This window comes from Methanosphaera cuniculi (genome assembly GCF_003149675.1).
Lineage (GTDB): Archaea > Methanobacteriota > Methanobacteria > Methanobacteriales > Methanobacteriaceae > Methanosphaera > Methanosphaera cuniculi.
The window spans coordinates 16,253-38,882 of sequence record NZ_LWMS01000002.1 but is presented as its reverse complement, the minus strand read 5'-3'; the positions used below and the strand labels follow the sequence as shown (position 1 = coordinate 38,882).

General features: G+C 28.1%; 17 protein-coding genes. 8 read left to right on the top strand and 9 right to left on the bottom strand.

Features of this window, described 5'->3' with window-relative positions; genetic code table 11:
* The first annotated feature begins 170 nt into the window (after positions 1 to 170).
* From MSCUN_RS00425 to nrdD, 5 genes are all read left to right on the top strand, one after another.
* Positions 171 to 539 carry a zinc-ribbon domain-containing protein gene (locus MSCUN_RS00425; RefSeq protein WP_095609382.1) on the top strand — a complete coding sequence of 123 codons (369 nt, stop codon included), beginning with the start codon at positions 171 to 173 and terminating at the stop codon, positions 537 to 539.
* 25 nt (positions 540 to 564) lie between these two features.
* On the top strand, positions 565 to 1,032 hold the full coding sequence (locus MSCUN_RS00420) for a zinc ribbon domain-containing protein (protein ID WP_095609381.1): 468 nt from the start codon (positions 565 to 567) through the stop codon (positions 1,030 to 1,032).
* 186 nt (positions 1,033 to 1,218) lie between these two features.
* Positions 1,219 to 1,668, top strand: a complete 450-nt coding sequence (locus MSCUN_RS00415; protein ID WP_095609380.1) for a zinc ribbon domain-containing protein — start codon at positions 1,219 to 1,221, stop codon at positions 1,666 to 1,668.
* Between the two features lie 299 nt (positions 1,669 to 1,967).
* Positions 1,968 to 5,312: a DNA polymerase II large subunit gene (gene polC / locus MSCUN_RS00410; RefSeq protein ID WP_180738359.1), complete on the top strand. Its 3,345-nt coding sequence runs from the start codon at positions 1,968 to 1,970 to the stop codon at positions 5,310 to 5,312.
* 479 nt (positions 5,313 to 5,791) lie between these two features.
* A complete protein-coding gene (nrdD, locus tag MSCUN_RS00405; RefSeq protein ID WP_180738358.1) occupies positions 5,792 to 8,107 on the top strand; it encodes an anaerobic ribonucleoside-triphosphate reductase in 2,316 nt (771 codons plus the stop codon).
* A 186-nt stretch (positions 8,108 to 8,293) separates the two neighbouring features.
* Here the strand turns inward: nrdD and MSCUN_RS00400 are convergent, their stop codons facing one another.
* Positions 8,294 to 9,127: a heavy metal-binding domain-containing protein gene (locus tag MSCUN_RS00400; RefSeq protein ID WP_095609377.1), complete on the bottom strand. Its 834-nt coding sequence runs from the start codon at positions 9,125 to 9,127 to the stop codon at positions 8,294 to 8,296.
* 450 nt (positions 9,128 to 9,577) lie between these two features.
* Between MSCUN_RS00400 and MSCUN_RS00395 the strand changes: the two genes are divergently transcribed.
* Both MSCUN_RS00395 and thiC read left to right on the top strand, forming a co-directional pair.
* Positions 9,578 to 10,498 carry a carbohydrate kinase family protein gene (locus MSCUN_RS00395; protein WP_095609376.1) on the top strand — a complete coding sequence of 307 codons (921 nt, stop codon included), beginning with the start codon at positions 9,578 to 9,580 and terminating at the stop codon, positions 10,496 to 10,498.
* A gap of 493 nt (positions 10,499 to 10,991) precedes the next feature.
* Complete coding sequence (gene thiC / locus MSCUN_RS00390) at positions 10,992 to 12,296, top strand: phosphomethylpyrimidine synthase (protein WP_095609375.1); 1,305 nt, start codon at positions 10,992 to 10,994, stop codon at positions 12,294 to 12,296.
* Positions 12,297 to 12,783: 487 nt separating this feature from the next.
* Here the strand turns inward: thiC and MSCUN_RS00385 are convergent, their stop codons facing one another.
* The gene (locus MSCUN_RS00385; RefSeq protein ID WP_095609374.1) at positions 12,784 to 13,437 is read right to left on the bottom strand and encodes a potassium channel family protein; all 654 of its coding nucleotides are present in this window, start codon (positions 13,435 to 13,437) and stop codon (positions 12,784 to 12,786) included.
* Between the two features lie 476 nt (positions 13,438 to 13,913).
* Here MSCUN_RS00385 and lysS point away from each other — a divergent pair, with 476 nt between their 5' ends.
* Positions 13,914 to 15,503, top strand: coding sequence for a lysine--tRNA ligase (lysS, locus tag MSCUN_RS00380; protein WP_095609373.1), 1,590 nt, complete (start codon positions 13,914 to 13,916; stop codon positions 15,501 to 15,503).
* A 64-nt stretch (positions 15,504 to 15,567) separates the two neighbouring features.
* Here the strand turns inward: lysS and MSCUN_RS00375 are convergent, their stop codons facing one another.
* The 7 genes from MSCUN_RS00375 to MSCUN_RS00345 all read right to left on the bottom strand — a co-directional run bounded on the left by MSCUN_RS00375 (position 15,568) and on the right by MSCUN_RS00345 (position 21,618).
* On the bottom strand, positions 15,568 to 16,455 hold the full coding sequence (locus MSCUN_RS00375) for a LysR family transcriptional regulator (protein WP_095609372.1): 888 nt from the start codon (positions 16,453 to 16,455) through the stop codon (positions 15,568 to 15,570).
* Positions 16,456 to 16,675: 220 nt separating this feature from the next.
* A complete protein-coding gene (locus MSCUN_RS00370) occupies positions 16,676 to 16,816 on the bottom strand; it encodes a rubredoxin (protein ID WP_095609371.1) in 141 nt (46 codons plus the stop codon).
* Positions 16,817 to 16,863: 47 nt separating this feature from the next.
* Positions 16,864 to 18,990, bottom strand: coding sequence for a hypothetical protein (locus MSCUN_RS00365; protein ID WP_095609370.1), 2,127 nt, complete (start codon positions 18,988 to 18,990; stop codon positions 16,864 to 16,866).
* Positions 18,991 to 19,010: 20 nt separating this feature from the next.
* Positions 19,011 to 19,790: a hypothetical protein gene (locus MSCUN_RS00360; RefSeq protein ID WP_095609369.1), complete on the bottom strand. Its 780-nt coding sequence runs from the start codon at positions 19,788 to 19,790 to the stop codon at positions 19,011 to 19,013.
* A gap of 430 nt (positions 19,791 to 20,220) precedes the next feature.
* Entirely contained in the window at positions 20,221 to 20,718 is a 498-nt protein-coding gene (locus MSCUN_RS00355; RefSeq protein ID WP_109582938.1) for a hypothetical protein, read from the bottom strand.
* Positions 20,719 to 20,729: 11 nt separating this feature from the next.
* Complete coding sequence (locus MSCUN_RS00350) at positions 20,730 to 21,380, bottom strand: hypothetical protein (protein WP_095609367.1); 651 nt, start codon at positions 21,378 to 21,380, stop codon at positions 20,730 to 20,732.
* A gap of 16 nt (positions 21,381 to 21,396) precedes the next feature.
* Positions 21,397 to 21,618, bottom strand: coding sequence for a hypothetical protein (locus MSCUN_RS00345; protein WP_095609366.1), 222 nt, complete (start codon positions 21,616 to 21,618; stop codon positions 21,397 to 21,399).
* Positions 21,619 to 22,630 lie beyond the last annotated feature (1,012 nt).

Below are 22,630 nucleotides of genomic sequence, written 5' to 3'. Positions count from 1 at the left end.
TATTTTTTTTACTTTAAACTCTTAATATAAATAATTCTATAAAAAACATATAACTACATCTTTTTTCATGTAAAAAAAAATCAATTTTATTAAAATAATATACAATAAATTTATAATTTTCTAATAATAAACTATTAATTAAATTAAATATGGGAGATTTTCAAAGAAAAATGAAATGTCCAAAATGCCAAACAGAAAACAAAGAAAATGTAACACAATGCAAAAAATGCGGTACAAAACTAATAATAGAAAGTCCAAAAAATAAGTACTATGCTCTGGGAATTTCAATAGTCCTGGGATTTTTTACACTCTGTGGAGCAGGACAATTATACTTAAATCAATTTAAAAGAGCAGCTATTGAAATAATAATAGGTTTAGTATCTTATGGTTTAACACTACTTGGTGGATATGTAAGTGAAATTTTTAACTTACTACTAGTAATATGGTACATTTATACATGTTATGACACATATAAATGTGCTGAAGCTATAAATGAAGATAAACCATTACCAAAACTTCTTGGAACTAACATACAATAAAAAAAACATAGGAGGTTTAAATTAAATGAAAACATGTCCATATTGCAGAACAGAAAATGATGATAATGCAATACGATGTATAACATGTGGAGCACAACTTCAAATGGTTAATAACAATAATTGTAACAGTTGCAATAATGATAATTATAATAATTATGATAATAACCCTAATAATAACAATACAATGCGTCCACATAAAAATGTAGCACTTGCAACATTAATATCTATACTTGGAGGATTTATAATAGTCCTCGTTGGAGCAGGAAACTTATATCTTGGATTATCCAAAAGATACTTAGTAGAAGTAATAATTGGTGTATTATGTACAGGATTAATGAGATTCTTTATAATAATGAGAAGTATCTCTGCATTCATCTTTGCAACACTACTAGTTATATGGTATATTTACACATGTTATGATACATACAGGTGTGCTAAAGCAATCAATGAAGGACGTCCAATACCAAAACTATTTGGATACACATTAGAATAAAAAAAAAATAATTTTAAAAATTTTCACCACCATAACTTTTTTTTAGTAATTTTCAGATTAAATACTATTTTTATTTTAATTAACATAGAAAAAAAAATAAATTATAATAATCTTAAATATTAAAAATTCAAGTATAAAACATTGGATATAATAATAAAATATTTTTTTTAGGAGATTTATGAAACAATGAAATGTCCCGAATGTGGCTATGATAATCTAAATGATGCTACAAGATGTAATCTCTGCGGAGCTAAGCTACCAAAGAAAGATTTAACAAAAAAAGAACCAACAGATAACAGATCAATATTTCAGAAAATAAAAGACTTCAAAGACACACCCCGTGACACACCAAAAACTGCAGCACTAATATCACTAGTTATAGGACTATTTACACCTGTCTTTGGATGTGGACAAATATATCTAGGATACTACAACAGATTTCTAGTTGAAGCAATAATATCAGCAATAATATGTAAAATATTAGTATCATATACAGGAATTATAAAATTAATATTCCAAGCAATATATTTGATATGGTTTATTTACACAGTATATGATTCATATATTTGTGCACAAGCAAAACACAAACAACATAAACTACCAAAACTTGTAGGATTAGTTAACATAAATAAATAAAAAAATAGAGTATATTTTTAAAATTATTATCTTATTCTATTTTTTTTATAAACTTCTACTCATTTTACATTTAAACATATTCAACACGAATTAAACTTTTTTTTTAATTTTATCGAAAAAATTATAATACAGATTCTATATAAAATACATATAATATATTAGACTAATTTAATGAAAAAAAGATGAAAAAATATTAAAATTCTAAATCATCCACAAAAAAAAATAATAAACATCACCCTTTTATTATTATAAAAAGAAAACTAATTTTTAAGGGAGGAATTTATCTGGATTACTTTGACATGCTTGAAGAGAAAACCAAGCAATTATATGAAATAGCAACAGAAGCAAGGAAAAAAGGAAAAGATCTTGAACTAACACCAGAAATTCCACTAGCAAAGGACTTAGCAGAACGTGTAGAAGGGCTAGTAGGACCTGAAGGTGTAGCAAAAAGAATAAAACAACTAGAAGAAAACATGTCACGTGAAGAAGTTGCATTTCAAATAGCAAAAGAAATAGCAACAAAAGATGACATAGAAGATGGAACAAACAACTACGAAATACAAGAAAAAAATGCTGATAGTGCAATAAGAACAGCTCTTGCAATATTAACAGAAGGAGTAGTTGCAGCACCACTAGAAGGAATTGCAAAAGTCAAAATAAAAGACAACCCAGATGGAGGAAAATGCTTTGGAGTATACTTCGCAGGACCAATTAGAAGTGCAGGAGGAACAGCAGCAGCACTTACTGTACTGTTAGGTGACTACATACGAATGGCACAAGGACTAGATCGATACAAGCCAACAGATGATGAAATAGAACGATACGTAGAAGAAGTAGAACTCTATGAATCAGAAGTAACCAACCTCCAATACTCACCAACATCTGATGAAGTAAGACGAGCAGTACGAGGAATACCAGTAGAAGTAACAGGAGAACAAACAGATCCAATAGAAGTACAAAATAGGGATTTACCAAGAGTAGAAACCAACCATATACGAGGAGGAGCACTACTGGCAATTGCAGAAGGTGTAATTCAAAAATCACGAAAAATTGTAAAATATGCAAACAACCTCAAAATCGATGGATGGAAATGGCTTGAGGAATTCACAGCACCAAAAGCAACAAAAAAAGAAGAAAAAGATGATAAAAAAACTGATGAAGAAAAAATAAAACCTAAAAAGAAAGCAAAATACATGGAAGATATCATCGGTGGAAGACCAGTGATGGCATATCCAAGTACTAAAGGAGGATTCAGACTTAGATATGGAAGAACACGTGATAGTGGTCTTGCATCAATGGCAATACATCCAGCTACAATGGAAATAGTACAATTTCTAGCTGTAGGAACACAGATGAAAATTGAAAAACCAGGAAAAGGAAACTGTGTTGTACCATGTGATTCTATAGAAGGTCCAATAGTAAAACTACGAAATGGAGATGTAATACAAGTAAATGACATAAAACTTGCAAAACAAATACGTAATGATGTTGTGGAAATAATATTTATTGGAGATATGCTTGTAGCATTTGGTGAATATCTACGTGGAAACATACCACTTGATATATCATGTTGGTGTGAAGAATGGTGGGCACAGGAAGTTGAAAACTCACAATACTATAAAGAAACCAAAGATGATTTTGACATAGATTTTAAATGTGAACTTGAATTAGATGATCTTCTAAAACTTCCAATAGATGCTAAAAAAGCATTTGAAATAGCAGAAAAAACAGATACACCACTACACCCAAAATATACATACTACTATCATGATGTATCAAAACAAGAACTAAATGAATTACATGATTTTCTTTATGAGAATATTGAAACTGCAGATTCAGTATATGAATGTGATACTAATCCATTACCACTAGATTACCATAAAAGAATTTTTGAAGTAATTGGAGTTGAACATAAAGTAGTTGATGATACTATTATAATAGATAATGATGTACTTTATACTTTAATGCGTACTCTTCATACTCATGTATTACTTGATGAAGATATGAAATCACTTGATGCTGTATGTATGATTAGTCCTGTTAAACTTAAAGCTAAAGCACCAACTTACATTGGAGGACGTGTAGGAAGACCAGAAAAAACTAAAGAAAGATTAATGAGACCTGCACCACACTCTCTTTTCCCAATTGGAAATTATGCTGGAAATCTACGAAACATTACAGAAGCTGCAAAAAAAGGAACAATTAAAGTAACACTAGCAAAATGTCAATGTACAAATGAAGCATGTGGTATAACATCATACCGGGCAATATGTCCTGTGTGTGGAAGTCATACGAAACTATTATCATCATCAACTCAAAACATTAAGCTTGATCGTGAATTAAATCGTGCATTTGAAAATGTTAATATAAGACGTCTTGATGAAATAAAAGGTGTTAAAGGATTAATATCAGAGGATAAATTCCCAGAACCACTAGAAAAAGGAATTCTTAGAGCTCGAAATGAAATATACACATATCGTGATGGAACAGTAAGACATGATTCAACAGATCTTCCACTAACACACTTCATACCAAGTGAAATTGGAGTTCCTTATGAAAAAATACTAGAAATGGGATATACACATGATATTTATGATGAACCTATTACTAGTGATGATCAGATTATAGAACTTAAAATTCAGGATGTTGTTGTAAGTGAAAAATGTGGAGATTACTTGCTTAAAGTCTCAAAATTCATAGATGATTTACTTACACGTTATTATGATATGGAACCATTTTATAATGCAGAAGATCGTGTAGATCTTGTAGGTGAACTTATAGCTGGGCTTGCACCACACACATCAGCAGGTGTTCTTGGTCGTATTGTTGGATATACTAAGGCTGCTGGTTGTTATGCTCATCCATATTTCCATTCTGCTAAACGTCGAAATTGTGATAGTGATGAGGATGCTGTAATGCTTCTTTTAGATGCACTTCTTAATTTTGGAAAGACATACTTGCCTAGTACACGTGGAGGTAGTATGGATGCACCTCTGGTATTAAGTAGTCGTATTGATCCTGAGGAAATTGATGATGAATCACATAACATTGATTGTATGTGGAGAATACCACTTGAGATTTATCGTAAAACAGAGGAAGGTGGTGTTAAACCATCAGATGTTAATGATATGATAGATAATGTTGAAGGAAGACTTGGAACTGATGAACAGTATCATGGAATTATGTATTCACATCCTACCTCATCTATCCATGCAGGTCCTAAAACATGTCTTTATAAGATTTTAGATTCAATGCCTGAAAAGGTAGAACATCAAATAGGACTTGCTGAAAAACTAAGATGTGTTGATCAAAAAGGAGTTGTTGAAGGTGTTCTTAATTCACACTTCCTACCTGATATGACAGGAAATATTCGTGCATTTTCAAGACAAAAAGTACGATGTACAAAATGTGGTGAAAAATATCGTAGAATACCATTAAGTGGTGAGTGTAAATGTGGAAATAATCTTATACTTAGTATTTCTAAAGGATCTGTTCTTAAGTATCTTGAAATTTCAAAGGATTTATCTCATCGTTATCCTATTAGTCCATATGTTGTTGAACGTATTGAAATTCTTGAAACATCAATTAATTCACTCTTTGAAAGTGATAAGTCACGACAAAGTTCACTTGATGTATTCTTCTAAAGATAGGAGAATTCTTTTTTCTATCTCTTTTTTTTATTTTAAAAAATAAGTATACCTATACGGGTATATTGTTCGTACAAACATGCACTAAAATTAAAGAAAATATGCAAAATTTTATGAAAATTAACCCAAAATAATATAAAAAAACACAAAAGATCAACAAACACACCCATAACCACCACCCACATAAAATTAGGTAAAACAGACAAATAAATTAATAAAATATAAAATAAATCTATTTTTTTAGTTATTTTTATATAAATAACTTACTTAATTATTCATTTTAAAAATTAATAATTTTAATCAAGATTTAACCTAGTTTTTATTACATTTTACTTAATTTTATGATTTTTAAATTCATTCATTTCAAATACCAAAAACGTTCGTAGAAGTACTAACATAATTATATATATTTACACTACTAAATAATTAACTAAGAAAAAAAATATAAAAAAAATAAACAAGGCATGTGATATAAAATGATGAAAGACCCAGAAACCATATCCGATACATACAACCTTAACGAAATATACGTAATAAAAAATGATGGTATAAAAGAAAAATTTAGTTACGAAAAACTAATCAAATCCTGTATAATGATAAATATACCACTAGGTCTTGCAGAAAGAATAGCACACAAAGTATCAAAAGAAGCACACGAAGATATAACTACTAAAGAAATAAAAAACATCATATACAACTTCCTTAAAAAAGAAAACAAAAACCTTGCAGATAAATACTACAACTACAACTCACTAAGAGTAAGAACAGCACGCGACACAATAGAACCATTCGACAAAGAAAAAATAGCAAAAACACTAGTACAAGAAACACAAACAACACCAAAACTAGCAAATAAAATAGCAAATGACGTATACAAAGAACTTAAAAAACTAGAACTCGACTACCTAACAGCACCAATCATACGCGAAATGGTAAACACAAAACTAACAGAAAATGGACTCGAATCACTAAGACGTAAATACACAAGACTAGGAATGCCAGTATACAACATAACAAACCTAATAGAATCAGGAAACAAAGACAACGCAAACATGATGAACAACCCTGAAACAATACACAAATACGTAGCAGACGAATCATTAAAACAATACGCACTACTAAACATACTACCACACAACCTAGCAGATGCACACATGAATGGAACTGTACACATACACGATCTTGAATTCTTTGCAGGAAGACCAATAAACTGTCTCCAACATGACCTCAGACAATTCATAAGATACGGACTAAAAGTAGATGGAACAGGAGACCACACAAGTGTAGCAGGAGCACCAAACCACATAGAAACACTCATGAACCACTCCGGAGAAATAATGCTAGCAGCACAACAAAACATGAGTGGAGGACAAGCAATGAGTCTATGGAACGTATTTGTAGCACCATTTGCAGCAGGACTTCCATATGAAAAAATCAAACAAGCAGTAGAAATGCTCATATTCAACCTCAACATGGCTTACGCAGCACGTGGAGGACAAGTACCATTCACAAGTATAGGATTAGAATTCACAGTACCAGACTTCCTAAAAGATGAACCAGCATACGGACCTGGAGGAAAAGTAGTAGGAGTATATGGAGACTTTGAAAAAGAAGTAAGACTACTACAAAAAGCATTCACAGAAGCACTCATAAAAGGAGATTCAGAAGGAAAACCACACCTTTTCCCAAACACAATCTACTACCTAAGAAAAGAGTGCCTAACACCAGAATTCACAGAAGACATCGATCGTGTACACTACCTATCAGCTAAATTTGGAACAGCATACTTCATAAACATGCTCCCTGACTACATGGGAAACATGGCAAACTACATGGGATGCAGAACAAGATTATCAGATAACTGGACAGGTGACTGGGAAAAAGACTGTCTAAGAACAGGAAATCTTGCATATGTAACAATGAACCTACCACGTATAGGATATAATGCACGAGATGAACGTGAAATATTTGACTACCTAGATGACTACATGAAAATAGTAGAAGATGTACTACTCCTAAGACGTGAACGAGCATTAAAATGTCTAAATGACTATAAAATACTACCATTTTTAACACAAAAAATGGGAGAAGACCCATACTACATGGTAGATAACAGTACACTATCATTTGGATTTGTAGGATTAAATGAAATGCTTCAAGCACAAACAGGTGCAGGATTAGAAGATCCAAGTTCAAACCAACTAGGACTTGATGTAATAAAATACATAAATGAACGTGCAGATGAACTAAAAGCAGAAACAGGACTAAGATGGGGAGTAATCCAAACACCAGCAGAAAGTACTGCATACAGATTTGCAACTATGGATCGTGAAAAATACCCTGACCAAGTAATCTGCAATGGAGATAGTGATGCTTCATACTACACAAACAGTAGCCATGTACCAGTAGATACAAACATGAGCTTACCTGAAAAAATAAAAATAGAATCAGAATACCACCCATTAACACAAGGAGGACATATTTTCCATGCATTTATGGGAGAATCATACAGTGATCCTGATAGTTTAATGAGCCTAACACAAAAAATTACACGAAAAACAGACATTGGTTTCTGGGCATACAGTAGTGCATTAAGTTTCTGTATAAACTGTAAAACATTAATGAAAGGACTTCAAACCACCTGTTCACACTGTGGAGAAACTAAAAACGTTGAATGGTATGATAGAATAACAGGATATGTACAACAAGTAGGACATGCAGATAGTGCATCTGGTGGATGGAACAAAGGTAAAAAACAAGAGTTACTTGATAGAAAACGATGGGAACAATAAGTCTAAAAAAAGAGACCTTGATGTTCTAATAACTTAACCACCCTTCCTTCTATTTTTTCTATTTTTAAAAATAAATTTCATCTACAAAAAAAAGAGTTAACATAAATTTCTTTAATTAAAAAAAAGGGATATTGGGAGATTATAAAGTAGATAAAAAAAACTAATAATATTTATTATAAATTTCGCTCATTCTATAGGATTTGAAATATATGATTCATCAACAAGTACTGCTGTACCATATGCTATGATAAGCATGTCAGGTGGTAATTGTTGGTTATAGTTTGTATATTCAATTTTAAGATTTATAATTGCATTAGCACCTATCTTTTTAGCCTCAGACTCAAGTTCATTAATAATAAATTCCTTAGATTTAAGATAATCTTTATATTTTATCAACTTTTTATCAGCAAGACTACCTTCCATATACTCTATTGTTTCCTGGCTTGACTTATCTTTAAATTTTATTATATCTTCAACTACTATCATTCCAAAGTATTTTTTTATATCTACCCCTATTCCCTCATTAATAATTAGTATTCCATAATTATTTTTAAGTTCAATATTTTCAAGGGGCATTACATTTTTTTGTGGATTTAAATGTAGTTTTCTCACGATATATCCAATAATTCGTCCAAAATTTGTTACAAGTACTAGAAGTAGACCTATTAATATACAGTTCATTGTCAGAGGAAATGCTGCTTGAAGCATCATAAGAAGTCCTCCGATTGTAAAGATGTTAAATGTGAGTTCTTGTGGTAATACAAGCCATCCTATTATATTTGTTATAACAAATAATATTATTGCACTTATTGCACCTGATGTTTTTTGTGTGAAGTACTGTGCAATTACAGTTTCAACAAATCCTGCAATAACAGGTGATATGATAATACATATATTAAATCCAAATACAGCTAGATTAAGTTCTACACATACATATACTGATAGTATTCCTACCAGTGTTCCTATTATTATTGCAAGTACGTGGATTTGTAATCCTTTATCATGTAGTTTTTCAAACATTTTATATCATTTTTCTTTATTTCTAGTAAAACCTGTTAGATCATACTTTATATTATTATTTCATTATAATTTTAGATAAATCTTTTTAAAACAATTAAAAATAAGACTACTTTTTTAAGGGGATAAGATTTGAATTTAGATAATAGTTTTTATTTGGTATTATTGAAATTTTATATTCAAATTTTTATATTTCAATAAAATTATTATGATACATAGATACATATATTTAGTATATGAAAATTATTTAATCATATTTTTTTTTAATAATAAATCTCTTTTTTTCTTATAAAATAAAGTAGTGTAGTATGATTAAATAAGAAAAAAATTTTTAAGTTATTTAAATAATAAAAAATACTTTACATAAAGATAAAAACGATATAGAATAATTTCTATTATTTTTTTTATTCTTAATTAAAAAATATTTAAATTCTTTTTAAAGGAGGACAATAAATGTCAGAAATTGATTTACTGGTTATAGGACATACATGTTTTGATTACATCATGCAAGTTAAGGAATTTTCAAAAGTTAATACATCAGCTTTAGTTACAAATCTTGAACAATTACATGGAGGAGCAGCTGGTAATGTTGCTGTTATTGCATCTAAGATGGGTCTAGATGTTGATCTTATTTCATGTGTTGGTAAAGATTTTATTGGTAGTAAATATGAAAGTCAGCTTATTGATGATGGAGTTAATATTGCTAATATGATTGTTGCTGATAATCTTAACACACCTACAGCTTTTGTTTTAACAAATCCTGAGGATCAACAAATGTTTTATTTCTACTGGGGTGCAGCTAAAAAGTATTCAACAACACCTATTAATGAGGCTGCTATTTTAGATGCTGAAGCTATGCATATTGCAACAGGAGATCCTGAATATAACATTAAATGTGCTAAATTTGCATATGCTAATGATAAACTTGTATCTTTTGATCCTGGACAAGATTTAACTTTATATACAACACAGAATTTACATGACATGCTACAAAATTGTAATATTTTATTTGGTAATGAACATGAAATTGAATGTATTTGTGATTTGCTTGAAATGAATATTGATGAAATTCTCGATTATGGTCCTGGCATTATTGTTAAAAGTCTTGGAAGTAATGGTAGTGAAATATATCAAGAACGTGAAGATCCAATTCATATTGATGCTTTAACAGTTAAAGCAGAAGATCCTACAGGTGCTGGAGATTCATATCGTGCAGCATTCTTAAGTCAGTATCTTAGAGGTAATGATGTTAAAATGTGTGGTGAATTTGCATCAACTGTTGCATCATATATTGTTCAAGCTCAAGGTACACAGACAAATATTCCTACACAAGATCAAGTTCTTGAAAAAATGAATGATTTTTATAATGATTAAAAAAATCATAAAATCCTCACCATTTTTTTAACTTTTTTTGAATTTAATCCATTTTATGTTAAAATTTTATTGAATTTTGGGCCTGTTTTTTAAGATTTTTTTAGTTTTGAATTCTTTTTTTTAGAAATTTTTCAGAAATCCAGACAAAAGTATTATTTTTAATATGTAAAAGTATTACCTTTTTTTAAAATTACTTGAAAAACATTCTAATCTATTAAGATTTTTTACATAAAAACAAAAATTAACAAAAATTTAGCATCAAAAAATCATAAAATTAACCCAAAATATGAGACCCTTTAAATACTATATCTAAAAAAAGTATTACACAAGTCTTAAGAAGATAGCAAAAAGGGATGTTAAAAACTAATAACATTAATCTATATCAAAAAAAATGGTATTAACATTTTATTAAAAACCAAACTTAGTTTTTTGGGCTTTTATAGACTATCTTAAAAAATAGACAAGATTAATAACAATATAGGAGTTTAAAATAATGACACAAATGTTAGAAGCTATGAGAGGAAACATAACCGAAGCTATGAAAGCTGTAGCTGCAGATGAACAATTAGACCCTGAATACATCAGAAAAATGGTTGCAAAAGGATACATTGCAATACCAGATAACAACCAAAGAGAAACTGTAGCAGTAGGTATTGGTGAAAACCTAAGAACAAAAGTAAATGCAACAATAGGAACATCCACAGATATTAATGATCTTGACATGGAACTTGAAAAAGCAAAAGTTGCAGAAGAAGCAGGAGCAGACACACTTATGGAACTAAGTATCGGAGGAGACTTAGACAACATAAGAAGAACAGTACTTGCAAACACAAAAAAACCTGTAGGAAGCGTACCTATATACCAAACAGCAGTAGAAGCAATCGAAAAAGAAGGATCCGCAATATACATGGAACCAGACGACATGCTTAAAAACATTGAAAAACAAGCAAAAGACGGAATAGACTTCATGGCTATCCACTGTTCAGTAAACCGTGAAACCCTCAAAAGACTCAAAAGAGAAGGACGTAAAGGAGGACTTGTAAGTAGAGGAGGATCATTCATATCCTCATGGATGGTACACCACGATGTAGAAAACCCATTATATGAAAACTACGACCAAGTACTAGATATCGTAGAAGAATACGATGTATGTCTAAGTATGGCAAACGCAATGCGTGCAGGAGCACTTACAGACTCTACAGACAGAGCTCAAATACAAGAACTAATCGTATTAGGAGAACTCGTAGACAGAGCAAGAGAAAGAGGAGTACAAACAATCGTAGAAGGACCAGGACACATCCCAATTAACGAAATTGAAACAAACATCAACATTCAGAAAAAAATGTGTAAAAACGCACCATTCTACATGCTCGGTCCTATAGTAACAGATATTGCACCAGCATACGACCACATCGTATCAGCAATAGGAGCAGCACAATGTGCAAGATACGGAGCAAACTTCATATGTTACGTAACACCAGCAGAACACCTCGCACTTCCAGGAGTAGAAGATGTACGTGAAGGAGTAATTGCAACAAGAATCGGAGCACACGCAGGAGACCTTGCAATAGACATGGAAAGATTCGGACAAGAAGATATCAAAATGGCTGATGCAAGAAAACAACTCAACTGGGAAGAACAATACGCACACGCATTATTCCCTGAAGATGCAAGAGCTATCAGAGATAAAAGACCACCTGAAGCAGATGATACCTGTACAATGTGTGGAAACTACTGTGCAATTAAAATTGTAAACCAATGGTTAGATAAAGCTGACAAAGAAGCTTTCGATAACTAAGCAGTGAAAGGTTTTTATACAAAAATATCAGACATAAATTATAAAAAAAAATTAAAAATAAAATGTTTTATACCAAAAAAGAGAAAAGAATCCCTTAGAAATGTAGGATAATCACCATAAATTATCCCTATATTTCATCTTTTTCATATCTTTTTTATCTAGGAATATAAGACAATTTATAAAAAAACCTTAAAAAATTATTTTTATTTAAATATCACAAAAAATGAAACACGATAGAAAGAAAAAATGCCATATTTTTTTCTTTTTAAAATCTTAACATATAATAATTTAAGAATAATACCATGAAACTTATACCATGAAACTTAAATTATTCTTTTTTTATTTTATCTTATTTTAAAAAATTATCTTATTTTAAAAAAATTTCAACTATTAATAAAATTACTAATTCTAAAAATAAAAATAGTAGAATAATTAAAAATCTGCTAAAAAAAAGAGTTTGATATAAGAGGAAGAATTTAGTTTACTTTTATGATGCAAAGAAGTTTGTAACCTCATCTACATAATCTGATTTTGTAAGTACTGAAATTCTCTGATCTTTATAAAATAATGTATCTTCTTGTGGAATTATTAACTCATTATCTTCATAAACTGCACATACCATATAGTTTTCAGTAGGACTATAATCAAGTACTCGTTTTCCAAATAATTTCTTATTTTCAATTTTAATATCTAGTAATTCTGTTGTACCACGTCCAAGTACGATAAGATCAGCAATTTTAGGTCTTGTAATAATACGTTCAAGATATGTTGCTACAGTTGATTCAGGACTTACTGTAATTTTTATTCCCACACGATTAAATGCTTCTACATGTTCAAGTTCATTTACACGTGCTATTATTTTTTTAATATTTTCATATTTTTGTGCCAGTACTGATGTTAAAAGATTTACCTCATCATGTCCTGTTGCTGCTACAAATACATCTGCTTCACTAATATCTGCTTCTTCAAGTATTTTAATATTAGTTGCATCACCTTTTATTACCATTGCATTTATTTCATTTGCAACTTCGGATGATTTAACTTCATTATCCTCAATTAGTGTTACTGTTATTCCTTGTCTTATTAGTGAGTTTGCAAGATTTTGTCCTACACGTCCTGCACCTACAATAATTACATACATACTACTTTTCTCCTCTCAATATAAGATAATTTTTAATTTCCTTTTTTATATTACTATAAAAAATAAATTTAATATTTTTTCATGTTCTTTATAGTTTATAATTTATATTTCATTGTTCTTAAATAATTAATCTATATTATTTTTTTAATAAAAAGTAGTTAATAGTATAAGTTACAAATATTTAAAATAGTATAAAAAAAATATGAAAAAAAGTATTCCTTTCATTTTCCCAAATTAACATTCCATAAATTATATATTATTAAAATTTTTTTAGATCTGATTTTTTTAAACTAAAAAAAAGAGTAATATAAAAAGGAGATTTAATGGAATTTTTTTTAATGAATTTAAAAAAAAATAACAAAAAAAATGTATGTATGAAAAGTTTTTCATGTTAATTAATGGGTTTACATAGGTTTACATATAATTTTAACACTAATTAAATTAAATCAAAAATAAAGGAAATTTTTGTGATATAAATGACAAAACATTGGACAGAAAGAATAGCTGAGGAACTATACCAAGAAGATAAAGATGAATATACAGTAGGAAGTGGAACATCCATATCAGGATCAATCCACATAGGAAACAGTTGTGATGTATTCATAGCAAATGCTGTAAGTAAAGAACTAAGAAAACTCGGAGCAAAAGCAAAAACACTATGGATAGCAGATGACTATGATCCACTAAGAAAAGTACCATTCCCACTACCAGAATCATATGAAAAATACTTAGGACAACCATACTATGAAATACCTTGTCCTGAAGGATGTTGTGACAACTTTGTAGAACACTTCCAAAAACCATTCACAGAAGCACTAGGTGAATTTGATATAGAAGATCTAATAATTGAAAGTGGAGCAAAGATGTATAAAGGTGGAGAATACACAGAAGCTACAAAAATAGCATTAGAAAACGCTGATCGTATACGTGAAATCTTCAACCAATACAGAGAACACCCATTAAAAGAAACATGGCTACCATACAACCCAATATGTGAAGAATGTGGACGTGTAAATACAACAGAAGCATATGATTATGATGGAACAATGGTAAAATACAAATGTGAATGCGGACATGAAGGTGAAGAAGACTACACTACAGGAAAAGGAAAACTCACATGGCGTGTTGAATGGGCAGCAAGATGGAAAATACTAGGAATAGTATGTGAACCATTTGGAAAAGACCACGCAGCAAGTGGAGGATCATATGACGTAAGTAAAATAATATCTGAAGAAATCTTTGATTACCCAGCACCATTCCCAGTTCCATATGAATGGATCACACTTGATGGAGATGCAATGAGTAAATCAAAAGGAGTATTCTTCTCACCTGAAGCATGGCTAAAAATAGGAAAACCAGAAACACTAAACTACTTCATATTCAGAAACAAACCATTAAAACCAAAAGATTTCAGTCCAAAAATGGGATTCTTAGATCTTATGGATCAATATGATCGTACCGAAAGAATAGCATATGATGAAGAAGAAGCAAGTAACCCAAAAGAAAAAGAAAAATTAACTAAAATATATGAAGTATCACAAATTAAAGAAAAATCACCTGTAATGCCATTCCAAGCATCATACAGATTCTTAACTGTTGCATACCAAATAGCAAATGGAGATGCTGAAAAAATCTATGAAATACTTAAGAAAAATCATCAACTACAATCACGTCTAGAAGATGTAGAATTTAGTAAACTAAATGACATAGATCGTGCAGATTATCTCCAACGTCTTGAATATGTAAACAACTGGCTTGAAACATATGCTCCTAAATTTGTAAAATTCCAAGTAATGAAGAAAATGCCACGTATTGAAATTACAGATGAACAAAAAGAGTTCCTATCTCAACTTGCAGATGTTCTTGAAAATGAAACATTTAATAGTGATGTAGAATTCCATGATCGTATGTATGAAATACTTGAAGCACTAGGTATGAAACCACAAAAAGCATTCCAAGCAATCTATAAAACAATCATAGGTAAAAAACAAGGACCAAGAGCAGCATCATTTGTACTATCACTTGATAAGGACTTTGTTGTAAAAAGATTTAGATTAGAAGAATAAATAATATAAAATTCTTTTATTAAAAAAATTCACCACCCTCTTTTTTTTAATTTAACTTTTTTTTTCATTCATCAAGTAAATGTTTAAATCCATAACTTACAGTTATCTTTTGTGCATTATGTGATGCAAAATTAAGAAAACTTTCAACTAAACTATCATTTTTAACATTTAAAGCACTGATTATATGACTAGTATTATCCTCTAATACATTAGATGTATTTTCTGATGTATATGACATACTATTATTTATGAATGTATATAAGTTTGGATCATTTTCAACCATCCGTATTGCCTCATGAAAAGAACTTACAGTTGATACAATATCAAAATTAACATTATAATCTACAAGACTATTCCAAACAAGTCTTTGTGCAGAATTTTCAACCTCAATAAATGATAAACCCTCAAGATCATAAATAGAATTAAAAACCTCACCAGGATGTATTAACATTTTAAGATAATCACGTCCAAGTGGTATTGGTTCAAGATTATGAATATATGCTAATACTGGATCATCAAATCCAAGAATATCAATCATACCCATATTAGCCAAATCATATGCAGTATCAGGATCAGTTTCAATAAAACTTATATTAGCCAAATTATATCCTATTGCAAGTTCACGAAGAAATTCACAACTTATAGGACCACCTGCTACTTTTATCATAGAATCATGATTATTAAGACGAAGCATATAAGTTTCATATTCATCAAGAATATCTCGAGCAAATTCTGTAAGATATGATCCACGTGGTGTTACATCAACTAGTTTTTCATCAAGTTGTTTTTCAGCTTTTAGTATACGTCTATTAAGTACTGAGTGTGAAACTCCTACATGTTTTGCTGCTTTTCGTTGCGAATGCAGTTTATTTATAGCATCAAGTGTTTCAAAGAGTTTATAATCATATGTATTATCATCTACACTGAGACTTATTTTAGCTTTAATTTTCATAACTAATCAAGATAATATTTTTTTTATAAATAATAGTATTTTCATTTAAGTTAATTAAGATAATTATAATTTAAGAAAAATAGTTTTAAAACGTGTATTGCAAGTGTAAATGTTATGAGGTTATATTTTTAAAAAAGAATAAAAAAAAAGATTGTAGAAATAAAAAAACTTTGAAATTTTCTTATTTTTACATAGATTTATGTGTTTTTAGTGGATTAATTTATTCTACAGGTTCAAAGGCTTCTTTTCCTGCACCACATAGGGGACATTTCCAGTCTGCTGGTAAATCTTCAAAATCTACTCCATTTTCACGTTCTGGGTCATATATCCATCCACATAATGTACATTTCCATTTTTGCATTATTAATTCCTCCTTATAAGAATATTATTTTTTTTTATTGTTGTTTTTCATTTTACTTGTTGATTATTATATGTTGTGATGTTTGTTGTTTTTATGTTTTTTGTTTTATTAGTTTGTGTTGTATCTGATTTTACTATATTTAGTGTCATGTTAAATTCAGCTTGAGTATATAATGGACTTGGTCCTGTTTTTATTGTTATATTATATTTTGGATTTATGAAAGATTCTGTGTTTAATACAACGTTAAGTTTTCCATCTTCTATATATGTTCTATTATATGTTACACTATTAATTTTCACAACAGAATATATTCTACCTGTAATTACATTACCATATTCATCTTTGATTGTTAGATTTAGTGTTGTATTTTGTTTTTGTGTTGTTGTTATTGATGTAAGTGTTGAGTTAACTATAGTTTTTGGTGTTATTGTTAGGTTAAATGTTATATTTTCAACACGGTTGTAATATGAGCTTATGTATTTAGCTGTAATGTTATATGTTCCTTTTCCAATTGTTTCTGGTATGTTAAAGATAAGTTGTGATGTGCTATTTGTTACAATAGTTCTTATTTCACTTCCATCTGCATTACGTAGTGTACGTCCATTGATTTTGTAAATTATGAATCCATTGTTAATTTCTGTTGTTGATGTGTTTATGTCTTTTAATGTTACATTAATTACTAGTTGTCCTAGTACTTCTGGTGTGTTTGTTATAAAGTTTATTGTTGCATTACGATTGATTATTTCAAGGTTTTGTGTGTATTCTACTTTATTATATCGTGTTGTATCACTGACTATTATGGTTACTGTGTAGTTTTTTGATGTGAAGTTTGATGTATCTACTACTGTTTTAAGTTGTCCATTATTTATTGTTAGTTGTTGTTGTGTTACTCCATTTATTTTTATTGTTACTCGTTGTTGTTGTGTTATATTATTACCATTTTGATCTTTGAGTATTGCTGTTATTGTTAGGTTATTTAATGTTGTTTGTTGTGTATTTATTGTTGCATTGATTGTTTGATTAAGTCTTGCTGGTATTACGATTAATGATATGTTTGTGTTATTTGCACTGTATGATGGATAGTTTATTGGTATTGTTATAGTTTGATTTGTTGTAAATGTATGTGTTGTTGTTATGATATTTGATGCATTTTTTGATATTGTAGTTGTATTATTTTCAATTGTATATGTTACTGGTGTATTTAGTGAAACTTCTAGTATTGGTGAGTTTAATGGTGTGTTTTGATCTATTACTGTTGGTATTTCATTTACTATTGTATTATTTGTTAATGCTATATTTACTGTTGTATATATTGATTCATTATGTACACCGAAGTTATTTGTGAAATTTGAGTTTGTTATGTTTAATGTTGCTATGTTATATATTGCTGATCCATTTTGTATAGCTTTATTATTTGTAAATATGGAATTATTAATATTCATATCACCCATATTATATAATACTCCACCTGATGAGTTTGATGTGTTATTTATAAATGATGAATTTGTTATATTCATAACAGCTCCAATATAATTATAATTTACTCCACCACATACATCAATACCTCCTATTGATCCTTCAGATGGTATTAATTGTGTATTTTTAAATGTGGAATTTTTAATTATCATTATACCATTTTCAAAGTTATAGTTTACTCCTCCTATTCTTCGTCCTGTATTATTTTGGAATATTGAATTTTCAATACTTATAAATCCATCATGATTATAATTTTCTCCACCATATGTTCCTGTGTTATTTGCTGAGTATATATTTCTAAAGTAGATATTTCCTTTATCATTAAAATTTACTCCACCATACATTCCATTTGAATTTAAAAATGAAGAATTTTCAATTATTATATCTCCATCTCCGTAATTACAGATTACTCCACCATACATTGCTCCGTTGTTCATGAATGTTGAGTTTTTTAGTGTTATAGTTCCTGTATTATTGTTGTGTACTGCTCCACCATATGTTGCATTGTTATATGTGAAGTTTGAATTTAACAGATGTATATCTGAATTGTTAGCATTGAAATTTACTCCACCATCTAATTCTGCTTGGTTGTGATTAAATTGTGATTTATTTACTGTTAGGTTACTGTATTGTATATTATAATTTACACTTGCATTTGTTGCAAAATTATTGTTAAATGTAGAGTTGTATATTGTCATATTACTTTCGTAGATATAGTTTACTCCCCATTTAATGCTGTGTTGTTATTTAGTGTGGAGTTTGTTATGTTTATTGTTGTGTTATTATTATATGTTACACCACCCATGTTTGTTGCTTTGTTATTTGATAAATCTGAGTTTATGATTGTAAGTTTTGCATTTGTTGACATTATGATTGATGTATCTGTTGCTGTGTTATTTTGGATTATGGTATTATTTAGTGTTAGATTTCCATTATTTTTTATTGCTGATGCATTTTGGGCATTTGTATTAACTATTACTAGGTTGTTTATTGTAAGTGTTATTGTTGGTGTTATTGTTAAAAATTGTTTTGTGTTTGTTCCATCGATTTTCTGGTTATTTCCATTGATTATTATGTTTTGTGGTGTTGTGTTTGTTATTGTTATTGGATTGATAATTGTATAATCACCATCATGTAGGTTTATTGTATGTGTTTCTGTTGTTGTTTGTTGGTTTATGTTTTCTATCACATCTGTGAGTTGTTGGTAGTTGTTAACATCTAATGTTGTATCTTTTTTTGTTTGTTTTTTTGTTGCTACTTTTATATTTTGATTTCCAGTTTTTATAGAGTCACTACTTTTTTGTATTTCTATATTTTTACTACTTTTTTGATTTACCTTAGCATTTGTATTTTCTTCTATGTTGGTATTTGTATTTTGTGTATTATCTGTTATTTGATCGGTTGTTTGTGTATCATTTTGTGCTGCGTTTACTGTGGTTATTACTGATAATAAAAAGAATGAAACTATAATAAAAGAAAGCAATTTACTTTTATTCATTGTTAATCATACCATTTCATGTAATAATTTTGAATATTTTTTTACTTATTTGATTTATAAAAGTCATCTTCAAATATTTTATGACTTTCTCAAATATTACATTATATATTCATCTATAAAAAAGGTTTTTAGAATAAAATTAATTTTAAGCATTTTGGAGGGTATTTTATAAAAAATAAATGATTTTCTAATATAATAATACTTTAAAAGTTCATTTTTATCTAAAATATACATATCTTTAAGGATTATCTTATAAGATACGTACTAATTTATACAAAATTAAAAAAAAAGAAGAGAAGAAATTTTCCACTAAAATTAATATTATAGTGTTTCTCTAAAAACTATGAATTCATCATAAATAGAATATTTAATTGTTTAACTAACCACTTTAAGTTATACAAATAATAAAGTATGAACTTAGAGAAATATACTATACTATTAATATTAATATAATTGGTGGAACACATCCAATGATAATTAATAAATTTAATAATTTTTTATAATCTTCTATTTTACTTATTCTATAACCTTTATTTCTTATGAAATTTATCATTTTTCGAGGATTTAAACATAAAGTAAATAAAATAAATTCATAAATATAAATAATCACATATAAAACCAAAATATAATTATTTAAATTATTATCCTTAATATTAACAATACCTGTACAAACAGCAAATACAGTAATTATTGGTATTAAAATATTATAACTAAATCCAAAAAAATATATATCTTTTCCTTTTGCAGTAATCATTTTATCACTTAATTCATCAGAGTTAATAAAACATTCTAAAATTGAATATATCATAAGTGGAGCTATCCATATAGAATCTTTTATCAAAATAATCCAAAGTATTAGTAAAAATATTAATAATATTGCTAACTTTGATGATTTAGGTATTTTTTCTAATAATTTATTTTTATACAACAATACCACCTTTATACAGTCTCATTTTGAAAATATGTATAAGTTTCAGAAACAGTTAAATTTCTTGGTTCACCTTCATAAGGAATATATATAGCATTATTTCTATCATAACCATGAATAGTATATGGTATTTCAACAATATCTACTCGTGAAGGATCAGAAGTGTTAAAAATTTCAACATAATCATAGCTATCAAAATGATTCTTATGAGTATGGTATTTGCCCCATTGTGAAGAATTTATATAATTATCACGAATCCATAAATCAGTTGTATGAATGAATACAAATGATGAATACGATAATAATACAAAAGAAGGAACTGTAAAAAGTGGATTACTTAAAATATTAAAATTCCATCTACTTTGAATAAGTCCAGTTAAAATTCCAGTAGAATCTCCTAGTTTAGTAATAATATCTATTTTTTCTTTCATGCTTAACCATTTTTTATTATACGTATCTGATACTATCCATATTTCATCAACATGTTCATTTATGAAACAAAGTTGATTTTGATCACGATGTATTACTCCACCACTTGTTGAATTATAGTATGTTTCATTAATGTCTGCAGAATTACTTGTCTTAATAAATTTATTATAATTACTTGTATTGACTATAATTGTTTGGTTAGGTAATGAATAATATACATTATGAATATACAATCCAACTCCACCATTTTTATAGATTATTATTGGTATTTTCTTTAATTATATTATTATCTATTTTTTGTTTAAAATTTATAGATGTATTGTTTTCCATCATATATGAGTCATTACTTGAAATATTATAATTTAAATTTCTTGTACTATTAGTATCATTTGCTGATATTACTGTAATAGAAGATAAAATTATAATTATCATAATTATTAATAAAAAACAATTATATTTAGTTATTTTCATTTATTTACTCCTTATTATAACTTTTTATAATTAAGACTTTGTTGAAATCCTATTTTTTCATAAAATTATTAATAAATAAATTATAATTATATTGTTTATATTATTGTCTAAAATTTGTTAATTTATTTTTAAATTATTAAATTATAGTTTATATTTATTAAAATAAAAAATTATTGTTAAATACAAGTTTTAAATTTAAAAAAAAATAGAATAAATTATTTATTTAAAAATATTGGATAAATTTTTGTTATGAACACAAAAAATAATCCTACAATATATAATTTGTTTTTTAATTATTTTAAGTCTTTCTATTTTAAAATTGAGCTTTGTCAAAAAATTTAGAGTTTTTCAATAAACTTTATTTTTATCGTTAAAATATTCTAATTTTATTCTTTTTTTTATTAACTTTAGGAATAATTTTTAGAACTTATTTTAGATTTTATTTGTTGTTAGTTCTATATTCTAATTTTATAGTGCATATATTAAGTTTTTAAAGTAAGGCTGTACTAATTTGGTTAATATTTTTGAAATAAGATTATTTTTTGTGTTAATTTTGAATAATTGGTGTTTAAATCCCAATTATATTATTAGTAATCTGTAACTTGATTTTAAATCTGTTGTTATTGAAATTAGATTTTAAGTTACGTGTTGATTTTATTAAAAACTTCTTTATTGTCTTTTCTGACTTGTCCTCGAGTACATTCATCGAAATTAAAGTATTCTTTTTAACATCAAATAAAGCTAAAAGATACTTCTAAATTTCCATTAATTTTTATCCAAAGATTATCAAATAATTAATATCCTTAATAACTCAAATTTTCTTCTTTATTTTCATTTTATAGTTTTTAATCACGTTTTCAATACTTTGATGTGAAATTCCCATATTTGATTGTTGTTTTAAATAATCCTATATTTTATAGATACTATAACCAAAAATAGAAAATAATAATATTATTTTATCAATTATTGGCTTTTTTTTATATTTATTGGTAAAACAAAGTATGATAAGTCT